At 72.6% G+C, this 18,755-nt stretch carries 19 protein-coding genes; 9 read left to right on the forward strand and 10 right to left on the reverse strand.

The genetic code is table 11. From position 1 onward, the window contains the following. Positions 1 to 69: 69 nt before the first annotated feature. Positions 70 to 1,005, forward strand: a complete 936-nt coding sequence (locus ACZ6CV_RS31960) for an NADP-dependent oxidoreductase (RefSeq protein ID WP_469254660.1) — start codon at positions 70 to 72, stop codon at positions 1,003 to 1,005. A 50-nt stretch (positions 1,006 to 1,055) separates the two neighbouring features. Here the strand turns inward: ACZ6CV_RS31960 and ACZ6CV_RS31965 are convergent, their stop codons facing one another. From ACZ6CV_RS31965 to ACZ6CV_RS31990, 6 genes are all read right to left on the reverse strand, one after another. After that, the gene (locus tag ACZ6CV_RS31965) at positions 1,056 to 1,388 is read right to left on the reverse strand and encodes a DUF202 domain-containing protein (RefSeq protein ID WP_355810157.1); all 333 of its coding nucleotides are present in this window, start codon (positions 1,386 to 1,388) and stop codon (positions 1,056 to 1,058) included. Continuing rightward, a complete protein-coding gene (locus ACZ6CV_RS31970) occupies positions 1,376 to 1,768 on the reverse strand; it encodes a YidH family protein (RefSeq protein ID WP_355810159.1) in 393 nt (130 codons plus the stop codon). Before ACZ6CV_RS31970 ends, ACZ6CV_RS31965 begins: the two co-directional genes overlap by 13 nt. 76 nt (positions 1,769 to 1,844) lie before the next feature. Further along, the gene (locus ACZ6CV_RS31975) at positions 1,845 to 2,384 is read right to left on the reverse strand and encodes an NUDIX hydrolase (protein WP_469254662.1); all 540 of its coding nucleotides are present in this window, start codon (positions 2,382 to 2,384) and stop codon (positions 1,845 to 1,847) included. Positions 2,385 to 2,420: 36 nt separating this feature from the next. Continuing rightward, positions 2,421 to 3,206: a glucose 1-dehydrogenase gene (locus ACZ6CV_RS31980; RefSeq protein WP_469254664.1), complete on the reverse strand. Its 786-nt coding sequence runs from the start codon at positions 3,204 to 3,206 to the stop codon at positions 2,421 to 2,423. Beyond that, positions 3,203 to 3,862 (reverse strand): TetR/AcrR family transcriptional regulator, encoded by a 660-nt coding sequence (locus ACZ6CV_RS31985; RefSeq protein WP_469254666.1) that lies wholly within the window; start codon positions 3,860 to 3,862, stop codon positions 3,203 to 3,205. Before ACZ6CV_RS31985 ends, ACZ6CV_RS31980 begins: the two co-directional genes overlap by 4 nt. 341 nt (positions 3,863 to 4,203) lie before the next feature. Next, the gene (locus tag ACZ6CV_RS31990) at positions 4,204 to 5,091 is read right to left on the reverse strand and encodes a DMT family transporter (protein WP_362371129.1); all 888 of its coding nucleotides are present in this window, start codon (positions 5,089 to 5,091) and stop codon (positions 4,204 to 4,206) included. Positions 5,092 to 5,350: 259 nt separating this feature from the next. Here ACZ6CV_RS31990 and ACZ6CV_RS31995 point away from each other — a divergent pair, with 259 nt between their 5' ends. The 3 genes from ACZ6CV_RS31995 to ACZ6CV_RS32005 all read left to right on the forward strand — a co-directional run bounded on the left by ACZ6CV_RS31995 (position 5,351) and on the right by ACZ6CV_RS32005 (position 9,707). Continuing rightward, positions 5,351 to 7,006, forward strand: coding sequence for an FAD-binding dehydrogenase (locus ACZ6CV_RS31995; protein ID WP_469254669.1), 1,656 nt, complete (start codon positions 5,351 to 5,353; stop codon positions 7,004 to 7,006). A 155-nt stretch (positions 7,007 to 7,161) separates the two neighbouring features. Beyond that, entirely contained in the window at positions 7,162 to 8,124 is a 963-nt protein-coding gene (locus ACZ6CV_RS32000; protein WP_469254671.1) for a hypothetical protein, read from the forward strand. Between the two features lie 71 nt (positions 8,125 to 8,195). Further along, positions 8,196 to 9,707 (forward strand): APC family permease, encoded by a 1,512-nt coding sequence (locus ACZ6CV_RS32005; RefSeq protein ID WP_469254673.1) that lies wholly within the window; start codon positions 8,196 to 8,198, stop codon positions 9,705 to 9,707. 242 nt (positions 9,708 to 9,949) lie between these two features. Here ACZ6CV_RS32005 and ACZ6CV_RS32010 read toward each other — a convergent pair whose 3' ends face one another. Both ACZ6CV_RS32010 and ACZ6CV_RS32015 read right to left on the reverse strand, forming a co-directional pair. Then, on the reverse strand, positions 9,950 to 11,347 hold the full coding sequence (locus ACZ6CV_RS32010) for a GntT/GntP/DsdX family permease (protein ID WP_362371141.1): 1,398 nt from the start codon (positions 11,345 to 11,347) through the stop codon (positions 9,950 to 9,952). Between the two features lie 131 nt (positions 11,348 to 11,478). Continuing rightward, on the reverse strand, positions 11,479 to 11,994 hold the full coding sequence (locus ACZ6CV_RS32015; RefSeq protein ID WP_469254778.1) for a gluconokinase: 516 nt from the start codon (positions 11,992 to 11,994) through the stop codon (positions 11,479 to 11,481). Positions 11,995 to 12,132: 138 nt separating this feature from the next. On the opposite strand from ACZ6CV_RS32015, the gene ACZ6CV_RS32020 reads away from it, so the two are divergent. The 3 genes from ACZ6CV_RS32020 to ACZ6CV_RS32030 all read left to right on the forward strand — a co-directional run bounded on the left by ACZ6CV_RS32020 (position 12,133) and on the right by ACZ6CV_RS32030 (position 16,548). Beyond that, a complete protein-coding gene (locus tag ACZ6CV_RS32020) occupies positions 12,133 to 12,834 on the forward strand; it encodes a FadR/GntR family transcriptional regulator (protein WP_362371143.1) in 702 nt (233 codons plus the stop codon). Positions 12,835 to 12,936: 102 nt separating this feature from the next. Then, on the forward strand, positions 12,937 to 13,344 hold the full coding sequence (locus tag ACZ6CV_RS32025) for a YchJ family protein (RefSeq protein ID WP_469254675.1): 408 nt from the start codon (positions 12,937 to 12,939) through the stop codon (positions 13,342 to 13,344). Between the two features lie 339 nt (positions 13,345 to 13,683). Further along, positions 13,684 to 16,548 (forward strand): peroxidase family protein, encoded by a 2,865-nt coding sequence (locus ACZ6CV_RS32030; protein WP_469254677.1) that lies wholly within the window; start codon positions 13,684 to 13,686, stop codon positions 16,546 to 16,548. Between the two features lie 103 nt (positions 16,549 to 16,651). On the opposite strand, the gene ACZ6CV_RS32035 is transcribed toward ACZ6CV_RS32030, so the two are convergent. Continuing rightward, complete coding sequence (locus ACZ6CV_RS32035) at positions 16,652 to 16,891, reverse strand: hypothetical protein (RefSeq protein ID WP_469254679.1); 240 nt, start codon at positions 16,889 to 16,891, stop codon at positions 16,652 to 16,654. Between the two features lie 39 nt (positions 16,892 to 16,930). Then, positions 16,931 to 17,989: a GlxA family transcriptional regulator gene (locus ACZ6CV_RS32040; RefSeq protein WP_469254681.1), complete on the reverse strand. Its 1,059-nt coding sequence runs from the start codon at positions 17,987 to 17,989 to the stop codon at positions 16,931 to 16,933. A gap of 52 nt (positions 17,990 to 18,041) precedes the next feature. Between ACZ6CV_RS32040 and ACZ6CV_RS32045 the strand changes: the two genes are divergently transcribed. Further along, positions 18,042 to 18,473, forward strand: a complete 432-nt coding sequence (locus ACZ6CV_RS32045) for a cupin domain-containing protein (RefSeq protein WP_469254683.1) — start codon at positions 18,042 to 18,044, stop codon at positions 18,471 to 18,473. A gap of 187 nt (positions 18,474 to 18,660) precedes the next feature. Beyond that, positions 18,661 to 18,750 (forward strand): K(+)-transporting ATPase subunit F, encoded by a 90-nt coding sequence (kdpF, locus tag ACZ6CV_RS32050; protein WP_355810199.1) that lies wholly within the window; start codon positions 18,661 to 18,663, stop codon positions 18,748 to 18,750. Positions 18,751 to 18,755 lie beyond the last annotated feature (5 nt).

Below are 18,755 nucleotides of genomic sequence, written 5' to 3' on the forward strand. Positions count from 1 at the left end.
TGGAACCCTGGGCGGTGTTCCCTTTCCCGCGTTTTCCCGCGTTTCCCCGACCCCTGCGAAGGCGACCCGATGAAGGCGATCAGCTACCGCGGCTACGGCGGACCCGACGTCCTGGAGTACGGGGAGGTGCGCGACCCCAAGGTCGGCCCCGACTCCGTCCTGGTGAAGGTGCGCGCCGCGGCCGTGAACCCCGTCGACTGGAAGTGCCGCCAGGGGCACCTCGACGGGCTCATCGACCCCGTCTTCCCCGTGATCCCCGGCTGGGACGTCTCCGGTGTGGTGGTCCAACCGGGCGCTTCGGTACCGGAGTACGCGGTCGGGGACGAGGTCATCGGCTACGTCCGCGAGGACTTCCTCTCGCGCGGCACCTTCGCCGAGTACGTCGCGGCACCGGTGCGCACCCTCGCCCGCAAGCCGCGCAACCTCACCTTCGCGGAGGCCGCGGGGCTGCCGCTCGCCGGGCTCACCGCCTACCAGGTCATCGGCGACGCGCTGCGGGTGAGCGAGGGTGACGTCGTCCTCGTGCACGCGGCGGCGGGCGGCGTCGGCTCGATCGCGGTACAGCTCGCCCGGCACGCGGGCGCCCGCGTCATCGGCACCGCGAGCGAACGCAACCACGACTTCCTGCGCGAGCTCGGCGCCGAGCCGGTCACCTACGGGGACGGCCTCGTCGACCGGGTCCGCGCGCTCGCCCCGGACGGCGTCGACGCGGCCTTCGACACGGTCGGCGGCGCCACGCTCAAGGCCTCCGCCGAACTGCTCGCGCCGGGCGGCCGGTTGGCGTCCATCGCGGACGGCGGGGTGGTCGACCTGGGCGGCGTCTACTGCTTCGTACGCCCCGACGCCGCGGACCTCGGGCACCTCACCGAACTGGTGGAGCAGGACGTGGTGACCGTCCACGTCGACGCGACGTTCCCGCTGGAGCGCGCGGCCGAGGCGCACCGGCTGAGCGAGGAGGGCCGCACCCGCGGCAAGATCGTCGTCACGGTGGACTGGGACGACTGAGCCCCGGGAGCCGAGGCACCGGGACGCGCCGGGGGCCACCACAAGGGCCTTCAGACCACCATCGCCGCCGCGCACACGGCCAGCGCGAGTGTGCACAGCGCCGCCGTCCGCGCGGCCCGCAGCGTCATCGTCCGGGGCTCGCGCGTGGTCAGGGCCACCATCCTGCGGTGCGCGACGGCGAGGAAGCCCAGCCACAGGAGCAGACAGACCGCGCAGGCCAGCACGCCCGGCGCGGTGGCCCCGGAGTGCAGCACCGCGCGGGCGGCGAGCACCGCGGCGACCGTGGCCGACAGCGTCGTACGGCGCCAGGCGAGCCGGGTGCGCTCCGGCTGCAGCCCCGGGTCGCGGGCGTCGTCCTCACCGGCCGATGTCACCCCGCCCACCCGAAGAGCACGACGATCACCATGGCCAGCGCCACCACGGCGACCGCCAGGCTCAGCACCGTCGGGAAGCGGCCGGCCGGCAGGTCCTCGCCGCGCCGCATGGCCCGCTCGCAGCGCACCCAGTGGTCGACCGCGCGCAGTGAGCAGAGCACGCCGGCGGCGAGCAGCGCGAGGGCGAGCCCGATCCGCCAGCCCCAGCGCAGGTCCGGCAGGAACTGGTCCACGGCGAAGCCGCCGCCGATCAGCGCGAGGGCGGTGCGCAGCCAGGCCAGGAAGGTGCGTTCGTTGGCGAGCGAGAAGCGGTAGTCGGGGGTGTCGCCCTCCTCGCGGATGCGCTCGGGGGCGAACCACAGCCTCAGACTTTGTACGAAATTGCTCACGGCCGCACCATAAGCCGTGCCGCCCGGCCGGTACGGAAGGGGCCTTGCGGGGCCTGACGCGCCGGGCGTGCGACGGTCAGCCGCCCGCGCGGAACGCCTGCAGGCGACGGTGGGCGGCCAGCCCGTCGGGCACCCACTCCCACTCGGCCAGCCTCCGCTCCAGCTCCTCGTCGGTGAGGAACGTGTGCCAGGCGACCTCCTCGGCCTGCGGGTCCACCGGAAGGTCGCAACGGACCTCGTAGAGGTACGACCACCAGCTGTGCCCCGCGCCGTCGTCGTACAGGAACGTGAACAGCGGGGTGGGACGCGGCAGTCCGTGCACCCCGAGCTCCTCCTCGGCCTCGCGCAGGGCCGCATCGTCGCACGACTCGCCGGCGCCGACCACACCGCCGACGAACATGTCGTACATCGACGGATAGACCAGCTTGGTCGCGGTGCGGCGGTGCACGAAGAGGCGGCCCCACGCGTCACGGACCTGGATGAACACACAGCGGTGGCGCAGCCCGCGCGCGTATGCCTCCCCGCGCGGGGCCTCGCCGATCACCTGGTCGTTCTCGTCGACGATGGTCAGCATCTCTTCGCGGGGATCGGGCGCGGGCCCACGGGACGACGTCATGGGCCCATCCAACCGCACACCCGCATCACTTCGGCCTCACTGCCCCATGACGTACTGCACCGTGGGCCCGGCCGTCCAGCCGCCGTCGACGGCGAGCTCCGCGCCGGTCACGTAGGCCGCGGCGGGGGAGAGCAGGAAGACCACGGCGCCCGCGATCTCGTGCGCCTCGCCGACCCGGCCCATCGGGGTGTTGGGGTAGTTGCCCTCACCCTTCTCGATGCCGACCCGGGCGGTCATCGGGGTGTACGTCATGCCGGGGTGGACGGAGTTGACGCGGACCCGGGCCGTGCCGAGCTCCACGGCGCCGATCTTGGTGAGGCCGCGGACGCCCCACTTCGACGCGCCGTACCCGGCGGTGAGCGCGAGGCCTATCAGGCCCGCGGCGGAGGAGATGTTGACGATCGAGCCGCCGCCGGCCTCCTTCATGGCGGGCACGGCGGTCTTCATGCCGATGAACACGCCGGTGAGGTTGATGTCGAGGACCTTGCGGAAGTGCTCGACGGACTCCGACTCCAGGAACTGGCCGGTGGATATCCCGGCGTTGTTGACCAGGCCGTGCAGGTCGCCGAACTCGCGTACGGCGAAGTTGACGACGGCCCGCCAGTCCTCCTCGGAGGTCACGTCGTGACGGACGAACCGGGCACGCTCGCCGAGTTCGGCCGCGGTGGCCCGCCCTTCGTCGTCGAGCACGTCGGTGAGGACGACGTTCGCCCCCGCGGCGACGGCCTGGCGCGCGGCCTCGGCGCCGAGCCCGCGCGCGGCGCCGGTGATGACGACGGTCCGGCCGGTGAGGTCGTGCGGATGGGTCTCCTGCTGGCTCATGAGGTGTCTCCAGGTCCAGGGGTGGGATGCGGGGCCAGCAACAGCGCCGCGGTCGTCTCGACGAGGTCGGCGAGGAAGACGTCCTCGCCGGTCAGGGGGGTGGTGCCGGCCAGGTACTGGCGGGCGCGGTCGGCCAGGGCGGCGCCGATCAGGGTGAGGGCGAGGTCGAGCCGTTCGAGCCGCAACGGCTCCGGGAGGCCGGGCGCGACCCGGCCGACCCGCTCCTCGACGTGCCCGATCAGCATCCAGTAGAGGGTGCCGTCGAGGGTGGGATGTGGGGTGCGGGTGCGGACACCGCTCTCGTGGCTGAGCTGGGCGGAGATACGGAGGCAGCGGCGCCCCCGCTCGGTACGCAATTCGCTCGCCTCGGCGTTCACCAGGGCGGTGAGCAGTCCACGCAGATCGGCCCCGGTACCGCCGACCCGCTCCAACTCGACGCCGAGCACCCGCTCCGTACGACGCTGGCGCTCGGCCATGACGGCATCGAGCAACCCGGCCCGCGAGCCGAAGTGGTACTGCACGGCTGAGGGATTGCCCTGCCCGGCCAGCCGAACGATGTCCCGCAACTGGCCCCCGTCCACCCCTTGAGCGGCAAACACCTCCTCACCGGCACGCAGCAATTTCTCGCGGGTCGCGGAACCGAATGTAGGGGCCATGGGTACGAGTATAATGCTGGCCATTATTAAAAACGAGGCCTGACGAAGAACATCAGAGCCCGTCCGGCGTCTGAGGAGGAGCAAGGCGCAGCCGGCGACGGAGTTCAGAAGCCGGTCCGGCGTTTGAGGACGAACTCGGCGGAGCCGGCGATGGAGATAAAAGCCCGTCCGGCGTTTGAGGACGAGCCTGGCGCAGCCGGCGACGGAGTTCAGAAGCCGGTCCGGCGTTTGAGGACGAACTCGGCGGAGCCGGCGATGGAGATAAAAGCCCGTCCGGCGCTTGAGGACGAGCCAGGCGCAGCCGGCGACCCCGCGCCCCGAGCAACGCAGGGCCGAGCCCCTCACCGCCGGTGAAGCACCCCCACAGGCCCCCGGCCATGACCCGGCATGGCCGGATGCATCCCGAGCAGCACCACCCCCACCACCACGGAGGCCAGCCCCGCCGCCTCCCAGGCGAGCGCCCCCGTGTCGGTCCGCAGCCGGTCGCCGAGGAATCCGACGCCGCAGGCGATCCCGGCCAGCGGCTGCGCGGCGGTCAGCGCGGGCAGCGACATCCGCAGCGGCGCCGTCTCGAAGGCGCTCTGCACCAGGACGAGCCCCACGACGCCGAGGACGAGCACCCCGTACGGCTGCCAGCCGGTGAGCACCTCCACGAACCCGCCCTCGGCGAACCGGTCACCCGTCACCCGGGTCAGCGAGTCCTGCACCCCGTACAGCAGCCCCGCCGCGACCGCCAGCAGCGTGGGCGCCGCGCCGAGCCGGGACTTCTTCGCGTACGCCGTCAGGACCAGCGCCGCGCCCACCATCACCCCGACGATGAGCCAGTGCCGCAGCGGGCTGGTGACCGCGTCGCCGCCGCGCGGCTCGCCCGCCACGATGAACGCGGTGACCCCGCCAGCGAGCAGCACGAGCCCCGCCCACCCCTGCCGGCCGAGCGGCTGGCCGGTCTGGTGGCGGGAGAGCGCGAGGGCGAACAGCAGCTGGGTGGCGAGCAGCGGCTCGACGAAGGAGATCTCCCCGCGGCCCAGGGCGAGCGCGCCGAGCACCATCCCGCACACCATCAGCCCGATCCCGGCCAGCCAGCGCGGCACCCGTACCAGGTCCAGGAGGAGCCGCAGCGACAGGAAGTCGCTCAGCGGCGCCTGGCGGGCCACGTTCTGCTGGAGCACGAATCCGAGGCCGAGACAGCAGGCGGCACCGACGGCGAGGGCGAGGACCAGGACCGACACGTCACATACCTGAGGAGTGGGGGCGGAGGGGGCTGGAACCGGGAGGGAAGGGGTGAGTGGGACGGGAAGGGTCAAGCCGGGGTGGAAGGGGGAGACTTGGCCCGACGATAGCGGCGATCCGTGCGCGCCGCTCCCCGGATCTTGACGGGTTCCCCCTCTCTGTCGGTTGACGTGCGTCACTCGGCTCTCCAGGATTCGACCTGTCCGGGATCTGACCGGTCGGTAACCTGGCAAGGCCCTGTCGAGGAGGACGAGCGCCATGGCGTACGACGCAGATGTGATCGTGATCGGAGCGGGGCTCGCCGGACTGGCGGCGACCGCGGAGCTCGTGGACGCGGGGCGCCGCGTCATCCTCGTCGACCAGGAGCCCGAGCAGTCGCTCGGCGGGCAGGCGCACTGGTCCTTCGGCGGCCTCTTCTTCGTCGACTCGCCGGAGCAGCGGCGGCTGCGGATCAAGGACTCGCACGCGCTCGCGCTGCAGGACTGGATGGGGACGGCCGGGTTCGACCGTCCGGAGGACCACTGGCCGCGCCAGTGGGCCGAGGCGTACGTCGACTTCGCCGCGGGCGAGAAGCGGTCCTGGCTGCACGGGCAGGGCGTGCGCTTCTTCCCGGTGGTCGGCTGGGCCGAGCGCGGCGGCTACGACGCACAGGGCCACGGCAACTCCGTGCCGCGCTTCCACATCACCTGGGGGACCGGGCCGGGGCTGCTCGCGCCGTTCGTGCGGCGGGTGCGCGCCGGGGCGGCCCGCGGGCTCGTCCAGTTCCGGTTCCGGCACCGCGTCACGGGGCTCGGGCGCAGCGCGGGCGACATCGACACGGTCAGCGGCGAGATCCTGGAGCCGTCGTCCGTCGAGCGGGGTCAGGCCAGCGGCCGCGCGGTGACCGGGAACTTCGAGTTCCGGGCCCAGGCGGTGATCGTCACGTCGGGCGGCATCGGCGGCAACCACGACCTCGTCCGCGCGCACTGGCCCGAGCGGCTCGGCACCCCGCCGGAGAAGATGATCTCCGGGGTGCCCGCGCACGTGGACGGCAAGATGCTCGGCATCGCCGAGGAGGCCGGCGGCCGGCTCATCAACCGCGACCGGATGTGGCACTACACCGAGGGCATCGAGAACTGGAACCCCATCTGGGAGCGGCACGGCATCCGCATCCTGCCGGGGCCCTCGTCCCTGTGGCTGGACGCCCGCGGCGACCGGCTGCCCGTGCCGCTCTTCCCCGGCTTCGACACGCTCGGCACCCTCGACCACATCATGAAGACCGGGTACGACCACACCTGGTTCGTGCTCAACCAGCGCATCATCGGCAAGGAGTTCACCCTCAGCGGCTCCGAGCAGAATCCCGACCTGACGGGCAAGTCCGTGCGCGGCGTCATCGACCGGGCGCGCGCCGACGTGCCGGGGCCGGTCAAGGCGTTCATGGACCACGGCGTCGACTTCGTCGTCGAGAAGGACCTCGGCGCGCTGGCGCGCGGCATGAACGCGCTCACCAAGGAACCGCTCATCGACGAGGCCGCGCTGCGCCGCACCCTCGCCGCGCGCGACCGCGAGATCGCCAACCCCTTCACCAAGGACCTCCAGGTGACGGCCATCCGGGGCGCCCGCAAGTTCCTCGGCGACCGGCTCATCCGTGCCGTCGCCCCACACCGGATCCTCGACCCCGCGGCGGGCCCGCTGATCGCCGTGCGCCTGAACATCCTCACCCGCAAGACCCTCGGCGGCCTGGAGACGGACCTCTCCTCGCGCGTTCTGACCGAGGGCGGCGAGCCGCTGCGCGGGGTGTACGCGGCCGGCGAGGCCGCCGGGTTCGGCGGCGGCGGAGTGCACGGCTACCGCTCGCTGGAGGGCACCTTCCTCGGCGGCTGCCTCTTCTCCGGGCGCACGGCGGGCCGCGCCGCCGCCCGCGCGGTGAACTGACCGGGCGGACGACGTCGAGTGGGGCGAAGTCGGCGGATCGTGGGACGAGTTGGTGAAGGGGGTTGACTTCGGCGGGCCTTGACGCGGAGCCGTGCCTACCGGTTTGCTGTGCGTGATCATCCGTACGCAAACCGCGCCGGGGAGGACGTCCCGCGGTGTCACCACCCCCACCCCCACTGGGGCGTTCCCGCAGAAAAGCCGCAGGGCACGCCTTCGACGCCGCACTCGACGACATCGAACTCGCCACCGCCCGGACGGCGTTGGCGCAGGGCCGCTGGACGGAGGTCCGTGCGCTGCTCGCCGCGACCGGCGACGACTGGGACCGCAGGGGCCACCGCTTCGACGTCCTCGCGCAGGAGCCCACCACCACCGCGTGGGCCCGCGACTGGCGGCTCGCCGAACCCGAGAGCCACGACGCCGAGGTGCTGCTCGCCTTCGCCGCGGTGCACCGGGCGCTGCGCGGCAAGGAGCGCTCCGACCGGGCGAGGGAGCGGTGCCGCGCCGCCGCGGCCGGCGCCCCCGCCGACCCGACGCCCTGGCTCGCGCTGCTCGTCCTCGAACGCTCCCTCGGCCGCGAGGAGGACGTCGTACGCCTCTTCGACGAGGTGCGGCACCGCCACCCCGAGCACCACCACGCCCACCACCTGATGGTGGCCAGACTCGCCGAGCGGCGCCCCGGCGCGGGCCAGGACCCGCTGCACGAGGTGTACGACTTCGCCGCCTGGGCCGCCGAACAGGCGTCCGCCGACTCGCCGCTCGCGGTCCTGCCGGTCGTCGCGCACGCCGAGCGCTACCGCGTCCTCGCCGCCGCAGGCCTGGAGTCCGCCGACCCCGTCAGGTCCGGGCACTGGGCGGGGCGTCGCGCCCGCGGGGTCATGAAGGGCGCCTTCGACTGGTGGCTGGAGTGGCGGACGCCCGAGGGGCCGGGCCATCCCCGCTGCCTCGTCGACCTCAACTTCCTCGCGCACGCCAAGTCCGGCGAGGGCAGGGCCGCCGAGGCCGCCGCGCTCTTCCACCGCATCGGACGGCACGCGACCCCGGCCCCCTGGTCGTATCCGGACCGGGACCCCTACGCGGCGTTCCGCGCCGCCCGGGCCGCCGCGTTCGGCGCGGCCTGACCCCCCGCCCCCGACCCCCGATCCGTAACCCCTCAGTACTCCCTCAGTACCCCTGAAAGGACTACCGCGCCATGGCCGGGATCAGCACGTACAAGGGACAGGAGCGGGCGCTGCGCGCGGGCCGGCTCGGCACGGCGGGCCTGTTGCTCTCCGTGCTCGCCGCGACGGGCCCTCTGATGGTCGTCGCCGGCGTCATGCCCACCACCTTCGGCGTGATGGGCGTCGTCGGACAGCCCCTGCTCTTCCTCATCCTCGGCGTCGTCCTCGCGCTCTTCAGCTTCGGATACGCGGAGATGAGCCGGCACGTGCACAACGCCGGCGCCTTCTACGCGTACATATCCCGCGGCCTCGGCGGCACCGCGGGTGCGGGCGCCGCCGTGGTCGCGCTCGTCGCCTACAGCGTCCTGCAGGCCGGCCTGTACGGCATGCTCGGCTTCGAGGTGTCCGGGCTCCTGCGGACGTACGCCGACGTCGAGGTCGCCTGGTGGATCCCGGCCCTGTGCGCCGTCGCCGTCGTCGCGGTCCTCGCCTGGCTGAAGATCGACCTCAACGCGCGCGTGCTCGGCGTGCTGCTCCTCATCGAGGTGGCGCTCGTCGTCGTCTTCGACATCGCGGCCGTCGTCGACCCGGCCAAGGAGGGCCTGTCGCTGCACGCGTTCAACCCGGACACGCTCACCGGCGCGGGCGTCGCCACCTCCCTGTGCTTCTGCATCGCCGCCTTCACCGGCTTCGAGCAGGCCCCCGTGTACGCGGAGGAGACCAGCCGCCCGCAAGTCGTGGTCGCCCGCGTGATGTTCTTCGCGGTGGGCTTCGTCGCGGTCTTCTTCGCGCTCAGCTCGTGGGCGCTCACCGTCGCGGCGGGGCCCTCCGGCATCGTCCCCGCGGCGCGCGAACAGAGCGCGGGGCTGCTCTTCGGGCTCACCGAGTCACGGCTCGGCGGGACGTTCACCGACGTACTGCACGTCCTCTTCGTGACCGGCATGTTCGCGGCGATCCTCAGCTTCCACAACGTGGTCGCGCGGTACGCGTTCGCGATGGGGCGCGAGAAATTGCTGCCCGCCGCGTTCGGCCGCACCAACACCTCCACCGGCGCGCCCGGCACCGGCTCGCTCCTGCAGACCGTCGTCTCCGTGGTCGTCGTCGCGGCGTTCGCGGTCACCGACGACGGCGCGGCGGGCGACCCGACGGCGCCCGTCCTGCACCTGTTCACCTGGGGCGGGAACATCGGGGCGCTCGGCGTGATCCTGCTGATGGCCACCGCGTCCGTGGCCGTCATCGTCTTCTTCGCCCGGCGCGGCGCCGCGCGCGCCCAGGTCTGGCGGATCACCGCCTCCGCGCTCGCCACGGTGGGTCTCCTGGGCATCGCGGGTTACACGGTCAAGGACTTCGACGTCCTGGTCGGCGCGGGGGAGGGCTCCACGCTCAGCTGGGTGCTGCCCGGGGTGATCTTCGCGGCGGCGATCGTGGGCGTGGTGTACGGGAGGGTGCTGCGCTCCCGGGACCCCGAGGCGCATGCGCGGATCGGGTTGGGGAACGAGGCGTTCCAGCTGGAGAAGACGGCGGCGGCGTCGCCGGGGGCGTGACCGTCGCCGGGGGCGTGACGGGTGTACGGGGCTCGGTTGTGTCACCGGCTTCGCCGAGTTCGTCCTCAAGCGCCGGACGGGCTGAATAGGTCCGCCGTGCGCCGGGGTGGTGTCTCGGGTGCCGGTGGGCTGAATGGGTCCGCCGTGCGCCGGGGCGGTGGCCCGGTCGCCGGTCGCTGAATAGGTCCGCCGTGGCCGCGCTTTGACGATCAGCGCGGCCACGGCGGTTCGTATCTCGGAAGCTAGACGATCAGTGAGAGCAGGAGCACCAGGGCGCCCGCCACCACCGAGATGATCGTCTCCATCACCGACCACGTCTTGATCGTCTGGCCGACGTCGAGGCCGAAGTACTCCTTCACCAGCCAGAAGCCCGCGTCGTTGACGTGCGAGAAGAAGAGCGAACCCGCACCGATCGCGAGCACGAGCAGCGCCGTGTGCGCGGTCGACATGTCGGCGGCCAGCGGCGCCACCAGACCGGCCGCGGAGATCGTCGCGACCGTCGCCGAACCCGTCGCGAGCCGGATCGCCACAGCGATCAGCCAGGCAAGCAGCAGCGCAGGGATCGACCAGTTCTTGGAGAAGTCCAGGATCATCTGGCCCACGCCGATGTCGATGAGGGTCTGCTTGAAACCGCCGCCCGCGCCCACGATCATCAGCACGCCCGCGATCGGGGCGAGCGACTTCTCGACGGTGGTGGAGAGGCGGCCCTTGGTGAAGCCGGCCGCCCGGCCCAGCGTGAACATGGCCACGATCACCGCCGCGAGCAGGGCGATCAGCGGTGAGCCGATGACGTCGAAGACCCGCTGCACGGTGGTCTCGGGGTCGTCGACCACGATGTCCACCAGCGCCTTGGCCAGCATCAGGACGACGGGCAGCAGCACGGTGGCCACCGTCGCGCCGAAGCCGGGGCGCTTCTCCAGGTCCTCGGAGGGACGCTGCGGGATCATCTTCTCGGGGGCGGGGACGTCCACCCAGCGCGCCGCGACCTTGGAGAACAGCGGCCCGGCGACGATCACCGTCGGGATGGCGACGAGCACGCCGAAGGCGAGCGTCACGCCGAGGTTGGCCTTGACCGCGTCGATGGCGACGAGCGGGCCGGGGTGCGGCGGGATGAGCCCGTGCATCACGGAGAGACCGGCGAGCGCCGGGATGCCGATCCGCATCAGCGAGTAGTTGCCGCGCCGGGCGACCATCAGGACGACCGGGATCAGCAGCACGATGCCGACCTCGAAGAAGAGCGGCAGACCGATCACCGAGGCGATCAGGACCATCGCCCAGGGCATCGCGCGCCCGCCCGCCTTGGCGAGGATCGTGTCGACGATCTGGTCGGCGCCCCCGGAGTCGGCGAGCAGCTTGCCGAGGATCGCGCCGAGCGCGATGAGCACGCCGACGCCCGCGACGGTGTCGCCGAGCCCGCCGGTGAAGCTGGTGATGGTCTTGTCGAGCGGTGCGCCCGCGAACGCCCCGAGCGCCAGCGACCCGACGGTCAGCGCGAGGAACGCGTGCATCTTGAACTTGGTGATGAGCAGGACGATGACGGCGATGCCCGCGAGGACGGCGATCCCCAGCTGGGCGTGGCCCGCGGAGGTGATCGGCTCGACGGACTCCGCTGCCACCATCTCGACGCTGAGATGGGTCACGGTGGGTTCCTTGTACGTGGGTACGGGGGTGCGCCCCGGAAGGGGCGCGGGGCTGTTACATATGCGGCTCCGCCGCGTGGGCGCGACCAGCCATATGCGGCCCGCAGTCAGAGAACTACTGGCGGGAGCGCTCAGCCAAGACGACCGAGCGCCTCGACGGCCCGATCGGCAATCTCCTCGGGGGACCCGGCGACATCGACGCCGACGCCCGCCTCATCCGCCCCAAGAGGCTGAAGCGTGGCGAACTGGGAGTCGAGCAGCGCCGCAGGCATGAAGTGCCCCTGCCGGTGCGACATCCGGTCCTCGATGAGAGCCCGGTCACCGGTGAGGTGGACGAAGACGACGCCGGGTGCGGCCGCCCGCAGCCGGTCGCGATAGCCCCGCTTCAGCGCGGAGCTGCTGACCACGCCGCCGAGCCCGGCCCGCCCGTGCGCCCAGGCGCCGATCGCGTCGAGCCAGGGCCACCGGTCGTCATCGGTGAGCGGCGTACCGGACGACATCTTCCGGATGTTCTCCGGCGGGTGGAAGTCGTCGCCCTCGGCGTAGGGAACGCCGAGCCGGGCCGCGAGCAGGGGGCCGATCGTGGTCTTGCCGGTTCCTGCCACGCCCATGACTACGACGACGTGGGGGGTGCGCCGTTCCTGCATCGCGTCCTGCCTCGCTGTCCTCATCGACATCGGTCGGTTGTTCACGTCACTGAAACTCATTAGGTCCGACAAATTCAAGAGGCTGTGACATAAAAGTCTGACTTATTGTTCGGGCCTCCGGCCTCGTAGGCTTTCGGCATGACCGAACCGGCCCGAGGGCTGCACTCCCGCGTACTGGAAAGCCTCGGGCCCGCCATCACGGCCGGCGAGTACCCGCCGGGCAGTGTGCTGCGCACCGACGAGCTGGCCCAGCGCCTGGAGGTGTCCCGCTCCGTGATGCGCGAGGCGGTGCGGGTCCTGGAGTCCATGCACCTGGTCGCCTCCCGCCGCCGGGTGGGCGTGACCGTGCGGCCCGCCGAGGAGTGGAACGTCTACGATCCGCAGGTCATCCGCTGGCGCCTGGCCGGCCCGGACCAGCCCCGGCAACTGCGCTCGCTGACCGTGCTGCGCTCCGCCGTCGAACCGGTCGCCGCGGGGCTCGCCGCCCGGCACGCCACCGCCGCCCAGTGCGCGGAGCTCACCGAGTGCGCCCTCGGCATGGTCGCCCACTCGCGCGGCCACCAGCTGGAGGGCTACCTGAAGCACGACGTCGCCTTCCACCGGGTGATCCTCAACGCGTCCGGCAACGAGATGTTCGCCCGGCTCGGGGACGTCGTCGCCGAGGTCCTGACCGGCCGTACCGCCCACCAGGTCATGTTCGAGGACCCGGACCCGCCCGCCGTCACGCTGCACGTGAAGGTCGCGGAGGCGGTCAGGGAGGGCGACGCGGTCCGCGCGGAGGCGCTGACCAGGGAGATCGCGCTGGGCGCCCTGGAGGAACTGGACATCCTGGCTCCCTGATGGCCCCGGCGGGCTGCGGCACAGGCGTCCGGCACAGGCATCTGGCACAGGCCTCCGGCACCCGTGCACGCCTGCCTCCGCCGGTCGGCGACAATGGGCTCCATGCCCCGACGCGCCACCCGCCCCGCCGCCACGCCCTGCCCCTGCGGGCACCCCCTGCCGTACGAGAAGTGCTGCGGCCGGCTGCACCGGGGCGAGGCCGCCGCGACCACCCCCGAGGAGCTGATGCGCTCCCGCTACAGCGCCTTCGCCGTACGGGACGAGGGGTATCTGCTGCGCACCTGGCACCCCCGGACCCGGCCGCCCCGCGTCGAGTTCGACCCGGCGATGCGCTGGACCGGCCTGGAGATCCGGGCGACCTCCGAGGGCACCGCCTTCCACACCACCGGCACGGTCACCTTCCGGGCCCGCTACACCGACGGCGGCCGCCCGGACGCCCTGCACGAGAAGAGCCGCTTCGAACGGCTCGACGGCGCATGGGTGTACGTCGACGGCACCTTCATCGAGTAGGCGTTCGCAGCCGTCGGCGTCCCGGACCCGCACGTCCGCGGCCCGCGCCACGCCCACCCGTCGCGACCCGGCCACCGCGCACCCCGCTCGCGTGGGACTGCTGGGGAGCGTGCACGCACACGGGGTGTGAACGCCCCGCCGCACGTCGGCCCCCGTACACCCTTGACCGCCGCCCACAGGCCCAAATGTCCAGCCCCGCCCGCCTGTTCGAACCCGGGAACCCGCCCCGCACATAGGCGGGAACCGCCGCTGCGGGCCGCCGGTGCCGCCAGTAGCGTCTGCCTGCCCCCTGTCCCGTACGCACTCCCGCAAGCAGCCGTGCGAAGGAAGAGGCGCCCGATGGCCGACACCGGACAGCACCAGCAGAGTTACGAGCGCTACCTGGGCGGCAGTCCGGAGGCGGAGCGCCGGCTGTTCCAGCGCCTGGCTCTGGAACTGATGAAGGTGCAGGAGAAGAACCGCCGGGCGGTCAAGGGGGCCGGGATCGAGCGCGCCCTGCACGCCAAGGCCGCCCTCGGCGTGGAGAACGCCCGGCTGCGCTTCCACGACGACCTCCCCGAAGCCCTGCGCTGCGGCTTCGCCCGGCCCGGCGCCGCCTACCCGGCGACCGTGCGGCTCTCCAACGCGAGCGGCATCCGGCAGGCCGACGGCGCCCCCGACCTGCGCGGCATCGCCGTGCGCGTGGCCGTCACCGCGGACGAGAGCCACGACCTGCTGGCCACCGACCACCCGGTCTCGCACGCCCGCGACGCCCGCGAGTTCGTCGCCTTCGCCCGCGCCATGGCGGGCGCGACCACCCGGCGGAAGAAGGCCGTTGCTCTCTTCGTCAAGCTCCCGCTCGCCGTCGGCCCCAGCACGGCCACCCGGATGCGGCGCAACGTCCGGGCCGCCACCCGGCACCCGGTCGACAGCCTCGCCGCGCAGACGTACTGGTCCCGCAGCGCCATCCTGTGGGGCCCCGCGGGACCGGTGCGCTATCTGCTGCGCCCCGCGGGCCCCGCCGGCCGCTCCCGGAACACCGGCGGCCGCCGCGACCCCCAGTACCTGCGCCGCGAACTGGAGACGCGGCTCGCCCGCCACGACATCGTCTTCGACCTGTGCGTCCAGCGGTACGTCGACGAACGCCGCACCCCCATCGAGGACGGTACGGCGGCGTGGCCGGAGAACGTCGCGCCCGCCGTGCCCGTCGCCACCCTCACCGTCCCCGGCCAGGACCTCGACACCGCCGAGGCGCGCGCCGCCGCGGGCCGCGTCGAGGCCATCGGCTTCAACCCCTGGTACACCACCGACGACTTCCGCCCGCTCGGCAACCTCAACCGGGCCCGCAAGTCCGCCTACGAGGCCGGCGCCGCACACCGCCACGGACTGCGCTTCGTCACCGGGGAACCGCTGCGCAACAAGGCGCTCGGCGCGCCCGTCGGCGTCGCGTTCCGCCTCCTCAACCGCCAAGTACCGTGGCACAAGCTGCCGTTGGCGGCGAGCCTGCTCAACCTCGTCTTCCTGCGCAAGGCACTGCGCCGCTTCAACCTCATCGACACCGACGTGCACGAGGCGCCGCCCCGGGCCGTGCCCGTGCCGGCCCCGTTCGACGAGCGGCTGCGCACCGCCCGCTCCTACGACGGCACATACAACGACCTTTCCCGGCCCACCATGGGCGCCGTCGGGGCGCCCTTCGGGCGCAACCTCGCCCCGGTCTACCGCCCCGACCTCTTCGACGTGCCGAACCCGGTCACGGTCAGCCGCCAACTGCTGCAGCGCGACACCTTCCTGCCCGCGACCTCGCTGAACGTGCTGGCCGCCGCCTGGATCCAGTTCCAGGTCCACGACTGGGTCAACCACCGGCGCCACAAGCCGGGCGGCAGGACCGTCGAGGTGCCGCTGCCACCCGGCACCGTCTGGCACAACACCCCGGGCGGGCCCGCCGAGAAGGTGATGCGCTTCGCCGAGAACGAGGCCATCGAAGTGCCCGGCGACCGGCCGCCGCTCCTCTTCGCCAATGCCGCGTCCCACTGGTGGGACGGCTCCGAGGTGTACGGCGAGAACGAACAGACCGCCATGTACCTGCGCGAGCCCGGCGGCGGAGCCCAACTCCGCCTGGACGAGGGCCACTTGCCCCTCGGCGCGGGCGGTATCCCGCTGACCGGCTTCGCCGAGAGCTGGTGGATGGGGCTCAGCGCCCTGCACACCCTCTTCGCCCGCGAGCACAACGCGGTCTGCGCCGCGCTGCGGCACGCCTACCCCTCGATGAGCGAGGAGAGCGTCTACCACACGGCGCGCCTGGTCGTCTCGGCCCTCATCGCCAAGATCCATACGGTGGAGTGGACCCCGGCGATCCTCGCCACCGAGGCGATCGACCTGGGCCTGCACACCAATTGGGACGGCCCGCCCGACAAGTGGCTGCAGAAGCTCGGCCTGTGGCTGCTCGAATCCCACTCGCTGACCGGCATCCCCAGGACCCTGCCCGACCATCACGGCGCCCCGTACTCCCTGACGGAGGAGTTCGTCACCGTCTACCGCATGCACCCGCTGATCCCCGACGACTTCGAGCTGCGCGAGCACCGCTTCGGGCAGCGCCTGGAGACGCTCGGCTTCCGCGACATCCAGGGCGGCGCCGCGGAGGCGGCCATCCGCAAGACGGGCCTCGCCGACACGCTCTACTCCTTCGGCATCTCCCACCCCGGTGCGATCACCCTGCACAACTTCCCGCGCGCGCTGCAGCAGTTCGAGCGCGACGGCGAGATCATCGACCTCTCCGTCGTCGACCTGGTCCGCACCCGCAGGCGCGGCGTGCCCCGCTACAACGACTTCCGTGCGGGCCTGCACAAGCAGCGCATCCGCCGCTTCGAGGACCTGTCGCAGGACCCCGAGACCGTCGCCCGGCTGAGGGACGTCTACCGGTCCGTCGACGAGATCGACACCGTGGTCGGCCTGTTCGCCGAGAACCCGCCGCACGGCTTCGGCTTCAGCGACACCGCGTTTCGCGTCTTCATCCTGATGGCCACCCGGCGGCTGCAGAGCGACCGCTTCCTGACGGTCGACTTCCGCCCCGAGATCTACACCCCGCTCGGCATCGACTGGGTCCAGAAGGGCGGCATGAACTCCGTCCTGCTGCGCCACTGCCCGGAACTGGCGGGTCTCCTGCCGCGCGGCGCCACAGCGTTCGCACCGTGGCGGCAGGTGCAGCCGGCGAACGACGGGAGTTGAAACGCAACCCCTCCGCGGTTTGAGGAGCGGGGTCCGGGGCGGAGCCCCGTGGCGGGGGTGCGTGGCGGGCGTACGGGCGTGCGCGCCGAGCAGCGATGCCCCATCAAGCCAGCGCCGCGACCTGCGCCGGCGCGACGAAGTCCAGTGGCGGGCCCGACCGGTCGAGGAGCCGCCGCGCCCGCGCACCGCCCCCGCCCACCGCCCCGAGCTCCAGGCCGAGGATCGCGTACGAACGGTTGGCGAAGACGACCGTCGTGACGTCGAGGCCCTCCCGAGGCCGTCGATCAGGATCTGCGCTCCGTTCGGCAGGGCGGTCCGCCTCTGCTCGGTGACGTGGGCGCACGGTGGGCGGCGGCGCCCGCCGGGTGGGGGAGGCCAGTCTTCACGGGGGCGGGGTCCGGGCCGCGGCGGCATCCGGGAACCGGCCAGCCCCCGCCGGGTCCGCGGGCCCCGCGGGGCCGAACCGCTGCCGGTAACCGGACGGGCTGAGCCCCGTCTCGCGGCGCAGCCTGGCCCGCAGATTGGCCGCGGTGCCCAGGCCGCTGCGGCGCGCGACCACGTCGAGGCGCTCCTCGCCGCGCTCGATGAGCCGGCAGGCCAGCGCCACCCGCTCGCCCGTCAGCCAGGCCAGCGGGGTGGTGCCGAGCTGGGCGCGGAACCGGCGGTGCAGGGTCGCGGGGCTGACCCCGGCGCGGGCCGCGAGGCCGGCCACCGTGAGGGAGTCGGCGAGCTGTCCCTGCGCCCAGGCGAGAAGCGGTGCGAGGGACTCGTCCGGCACCGTGGGCACGGGCCGCTCGATGAACTGCCGCTGCCCGCCGTCCCGGTGGGCGGCGAACACGAGCCGCCTGCTCACGGAGTTGGCGACCTCGGCGCCGAAGTCCTTGCGCACGAGGTGCAGGCCCAGGTCGAGTGCGGCGGAGCTGCCCGCCGCGGTGAGGATGTCGCCGTCGTCGACGAAGAGCACATCCGCCTCGAGCCGTACGGCCGGAAACCGCTCCCGGAAGGCGTCCGCCCACTGCCAGTGCGTGGAGGCGCGGCGCCCGTCGAGAATGCCCGACTCGGCGAGCGCGAAGGCGCCGGTGCAGAAGCTCACGATCCGGGCGCCGCGCGCGTGGGCCCGCCGGACGGCGGTCAGGACGTCCGGGGCGCGCGGCACGGTGTGGTCGGGCCGCCCCGGCATGATCAGGGTGTCCGCGGTGTCCGCCGCCTCGAGCCCCGGCACGCCGGTGAGGGTGAAGAAGCCGTGGTTCATGCGGACGTCCGGCCTCGTGGTGCACAGCACGATCTCGTACAGGGCGCCCGGCAGGCCGAGTTCGGGCCGCGGCAGTCCGAAGACCTCGGTGGCGACGCCGACTTCGAAGGGATTGGTGCCCTCGTCGACGACGACCACGACGCGATGCGCCCGTCGTCCGGCGGGCGGTTGCGAGGATCCTTGCGCCATGTGCGATTTCTAGCACTCGTGGCGGCGGCGGGTCACGTCGCAGGATCACTCCATGAACACCGAACCCACTGAACCCACTGAACCCATCGCTCTCGACCAGGCCCTCGCCTCCTTCGACGCCCTGTGGAGCCCCCGCATCGTCACCTCCGTCAACGACTACGACGTCCGCGTCGCCAAGGTCGAGGGCGAACACGTCTGGCACGTCCACGACGACACCGACGAGTTCTTCCTCGTACTCGGCGGCGAGCTCCACATCGACCTGCGCGAGCCGGCGGGGGAGCGCCGGGTCACGCTTCCGCGGGGCTCGGTCTTCACGGTGCCGCGCGGCACGGAGCACCGGCCGAGCGCCCCGGACGGCGCCCGCATCCTCCTCTTCGAGCCCACCGGCACGCCGACGGTCGGCGACCGCCACGACGAGGTCCCGGCCCACGTGGACGTGACGACGGGGCACGCGCTGACGTATGAGAGCCGTCAAGACGGCTGAACGCGCCGTATGGAGGGTGTCAACGACGGCTGTGGACGGCGAAAAGGGCGGTTACCTCGGACCGTCCGAGCACGTGCTGCACCGTCCACTTCCTCCAGGAGCTCACGATGGCCGACCTGGCCTTCGTCGTCACCACGATCGCGGTCTTCGCGCTGGTGGCATTCGTCGCCAAGGGGGTGACGAAGCTGTGACCGCCGAGAACATCGTCGGCCTCGTCGTGGCCGTCACCCTCCTTGGCTATCTCGTCCTCGCCCTCGTCTTCCCGGAGAGGTTCTGAGCACG

This window comes from Streptomyces sp. NPDC041713 (assembly GCF_055591085.1).

Bases quoted from the DNA above. Each gene is read 5' to 3' on its own strand.
- ACZ6CV_RS31975 (WP_469254662.1), bottom strand. From the start codon at position 2,384: ATGACGTCGTCCCGTGGGCCCGCGCCCGATCCCCGCGAAGAGATGCTG.
- ACZ6CV_RS31995 (WP_469254669.1), top strand. From the start codon at position 5,351: ATGGCGTACGACGCAGATGTGATCGTGATCGGAGCGGGGCTCGCCGGA.
- ACZ6CV_RS32045 (WP_469254683.1), top strand. From the start codon at position 18,042: ATGAACACCGAACCCACTGAACCCACTGAACCCATCGCTCTCGACCAG.
- ACZ6CV_RS32005 (WP_469254673.1), top strand. From the start codon at position 8,196: ATGGCCGGGATCAGCACGTACAAGGGACAGGAGCGGGCGCTGCGCGCG.
- ACZ6CV_RS31960 (WP_469254660.1), top strand. From the start codon at position 70: ATGAAGGCGATCAGCTACCGCGGCTACGGCGGACCCGACGTCCTGGAG.
- ACZ6CV_RS32015 (WP_469254778.1), bottom strand. From the start codon at position 11,994: ATGCAGGAACGGCGCACCCCCCACGTCGTCGTAGTCATGGGCGTGGCA.
- ACZ6CV_RS31985 (WP_469254666.1), bottom strand. From the start codon at position 3,862: ATGGCCCCTACATTCGGTTCCGCGACCCGCGAGAAATTGCTGCGTGCC.
- ACZ6CV_RS31980 (WP_469254664.1), bottom strand. From the start codon at position 3,206: ATGAGCCAGCAGGAGACCCATCCGCACGACCTCACCGGCCGGACCGTC.
- ACZ6CV_RS32040 (WP_469254681.1), bottom strand. From the start codon at position 17,989: ATGGCGCAAGGATCCTCGCAACCGCCCGCCGGACGACGGGCGCATCGC.
- ACZ6CV_RS32020 (WP_362371143.1), top strand. From the start codon at position 12,133: ATGACCGAACCGGCCCGAGGGCTGCACTCCCGCGTACTGGAAAGCCTC.
- ACZ6CV_RS32030 (WP_469254677.1), top strand. From the start codon at position 13,684: ATGGCCGACACCGGACAGCACCAGCAGAGTTACGAGCGCTACCTGGGC.
- ACZ6CV_RS32025 (WP_469254675.1), top strand. From the start codon at position 12,937: ATGCCCCGACGCGCCACCCGCCCCGCCGCCACGCCCTGCCCCTGCGGG.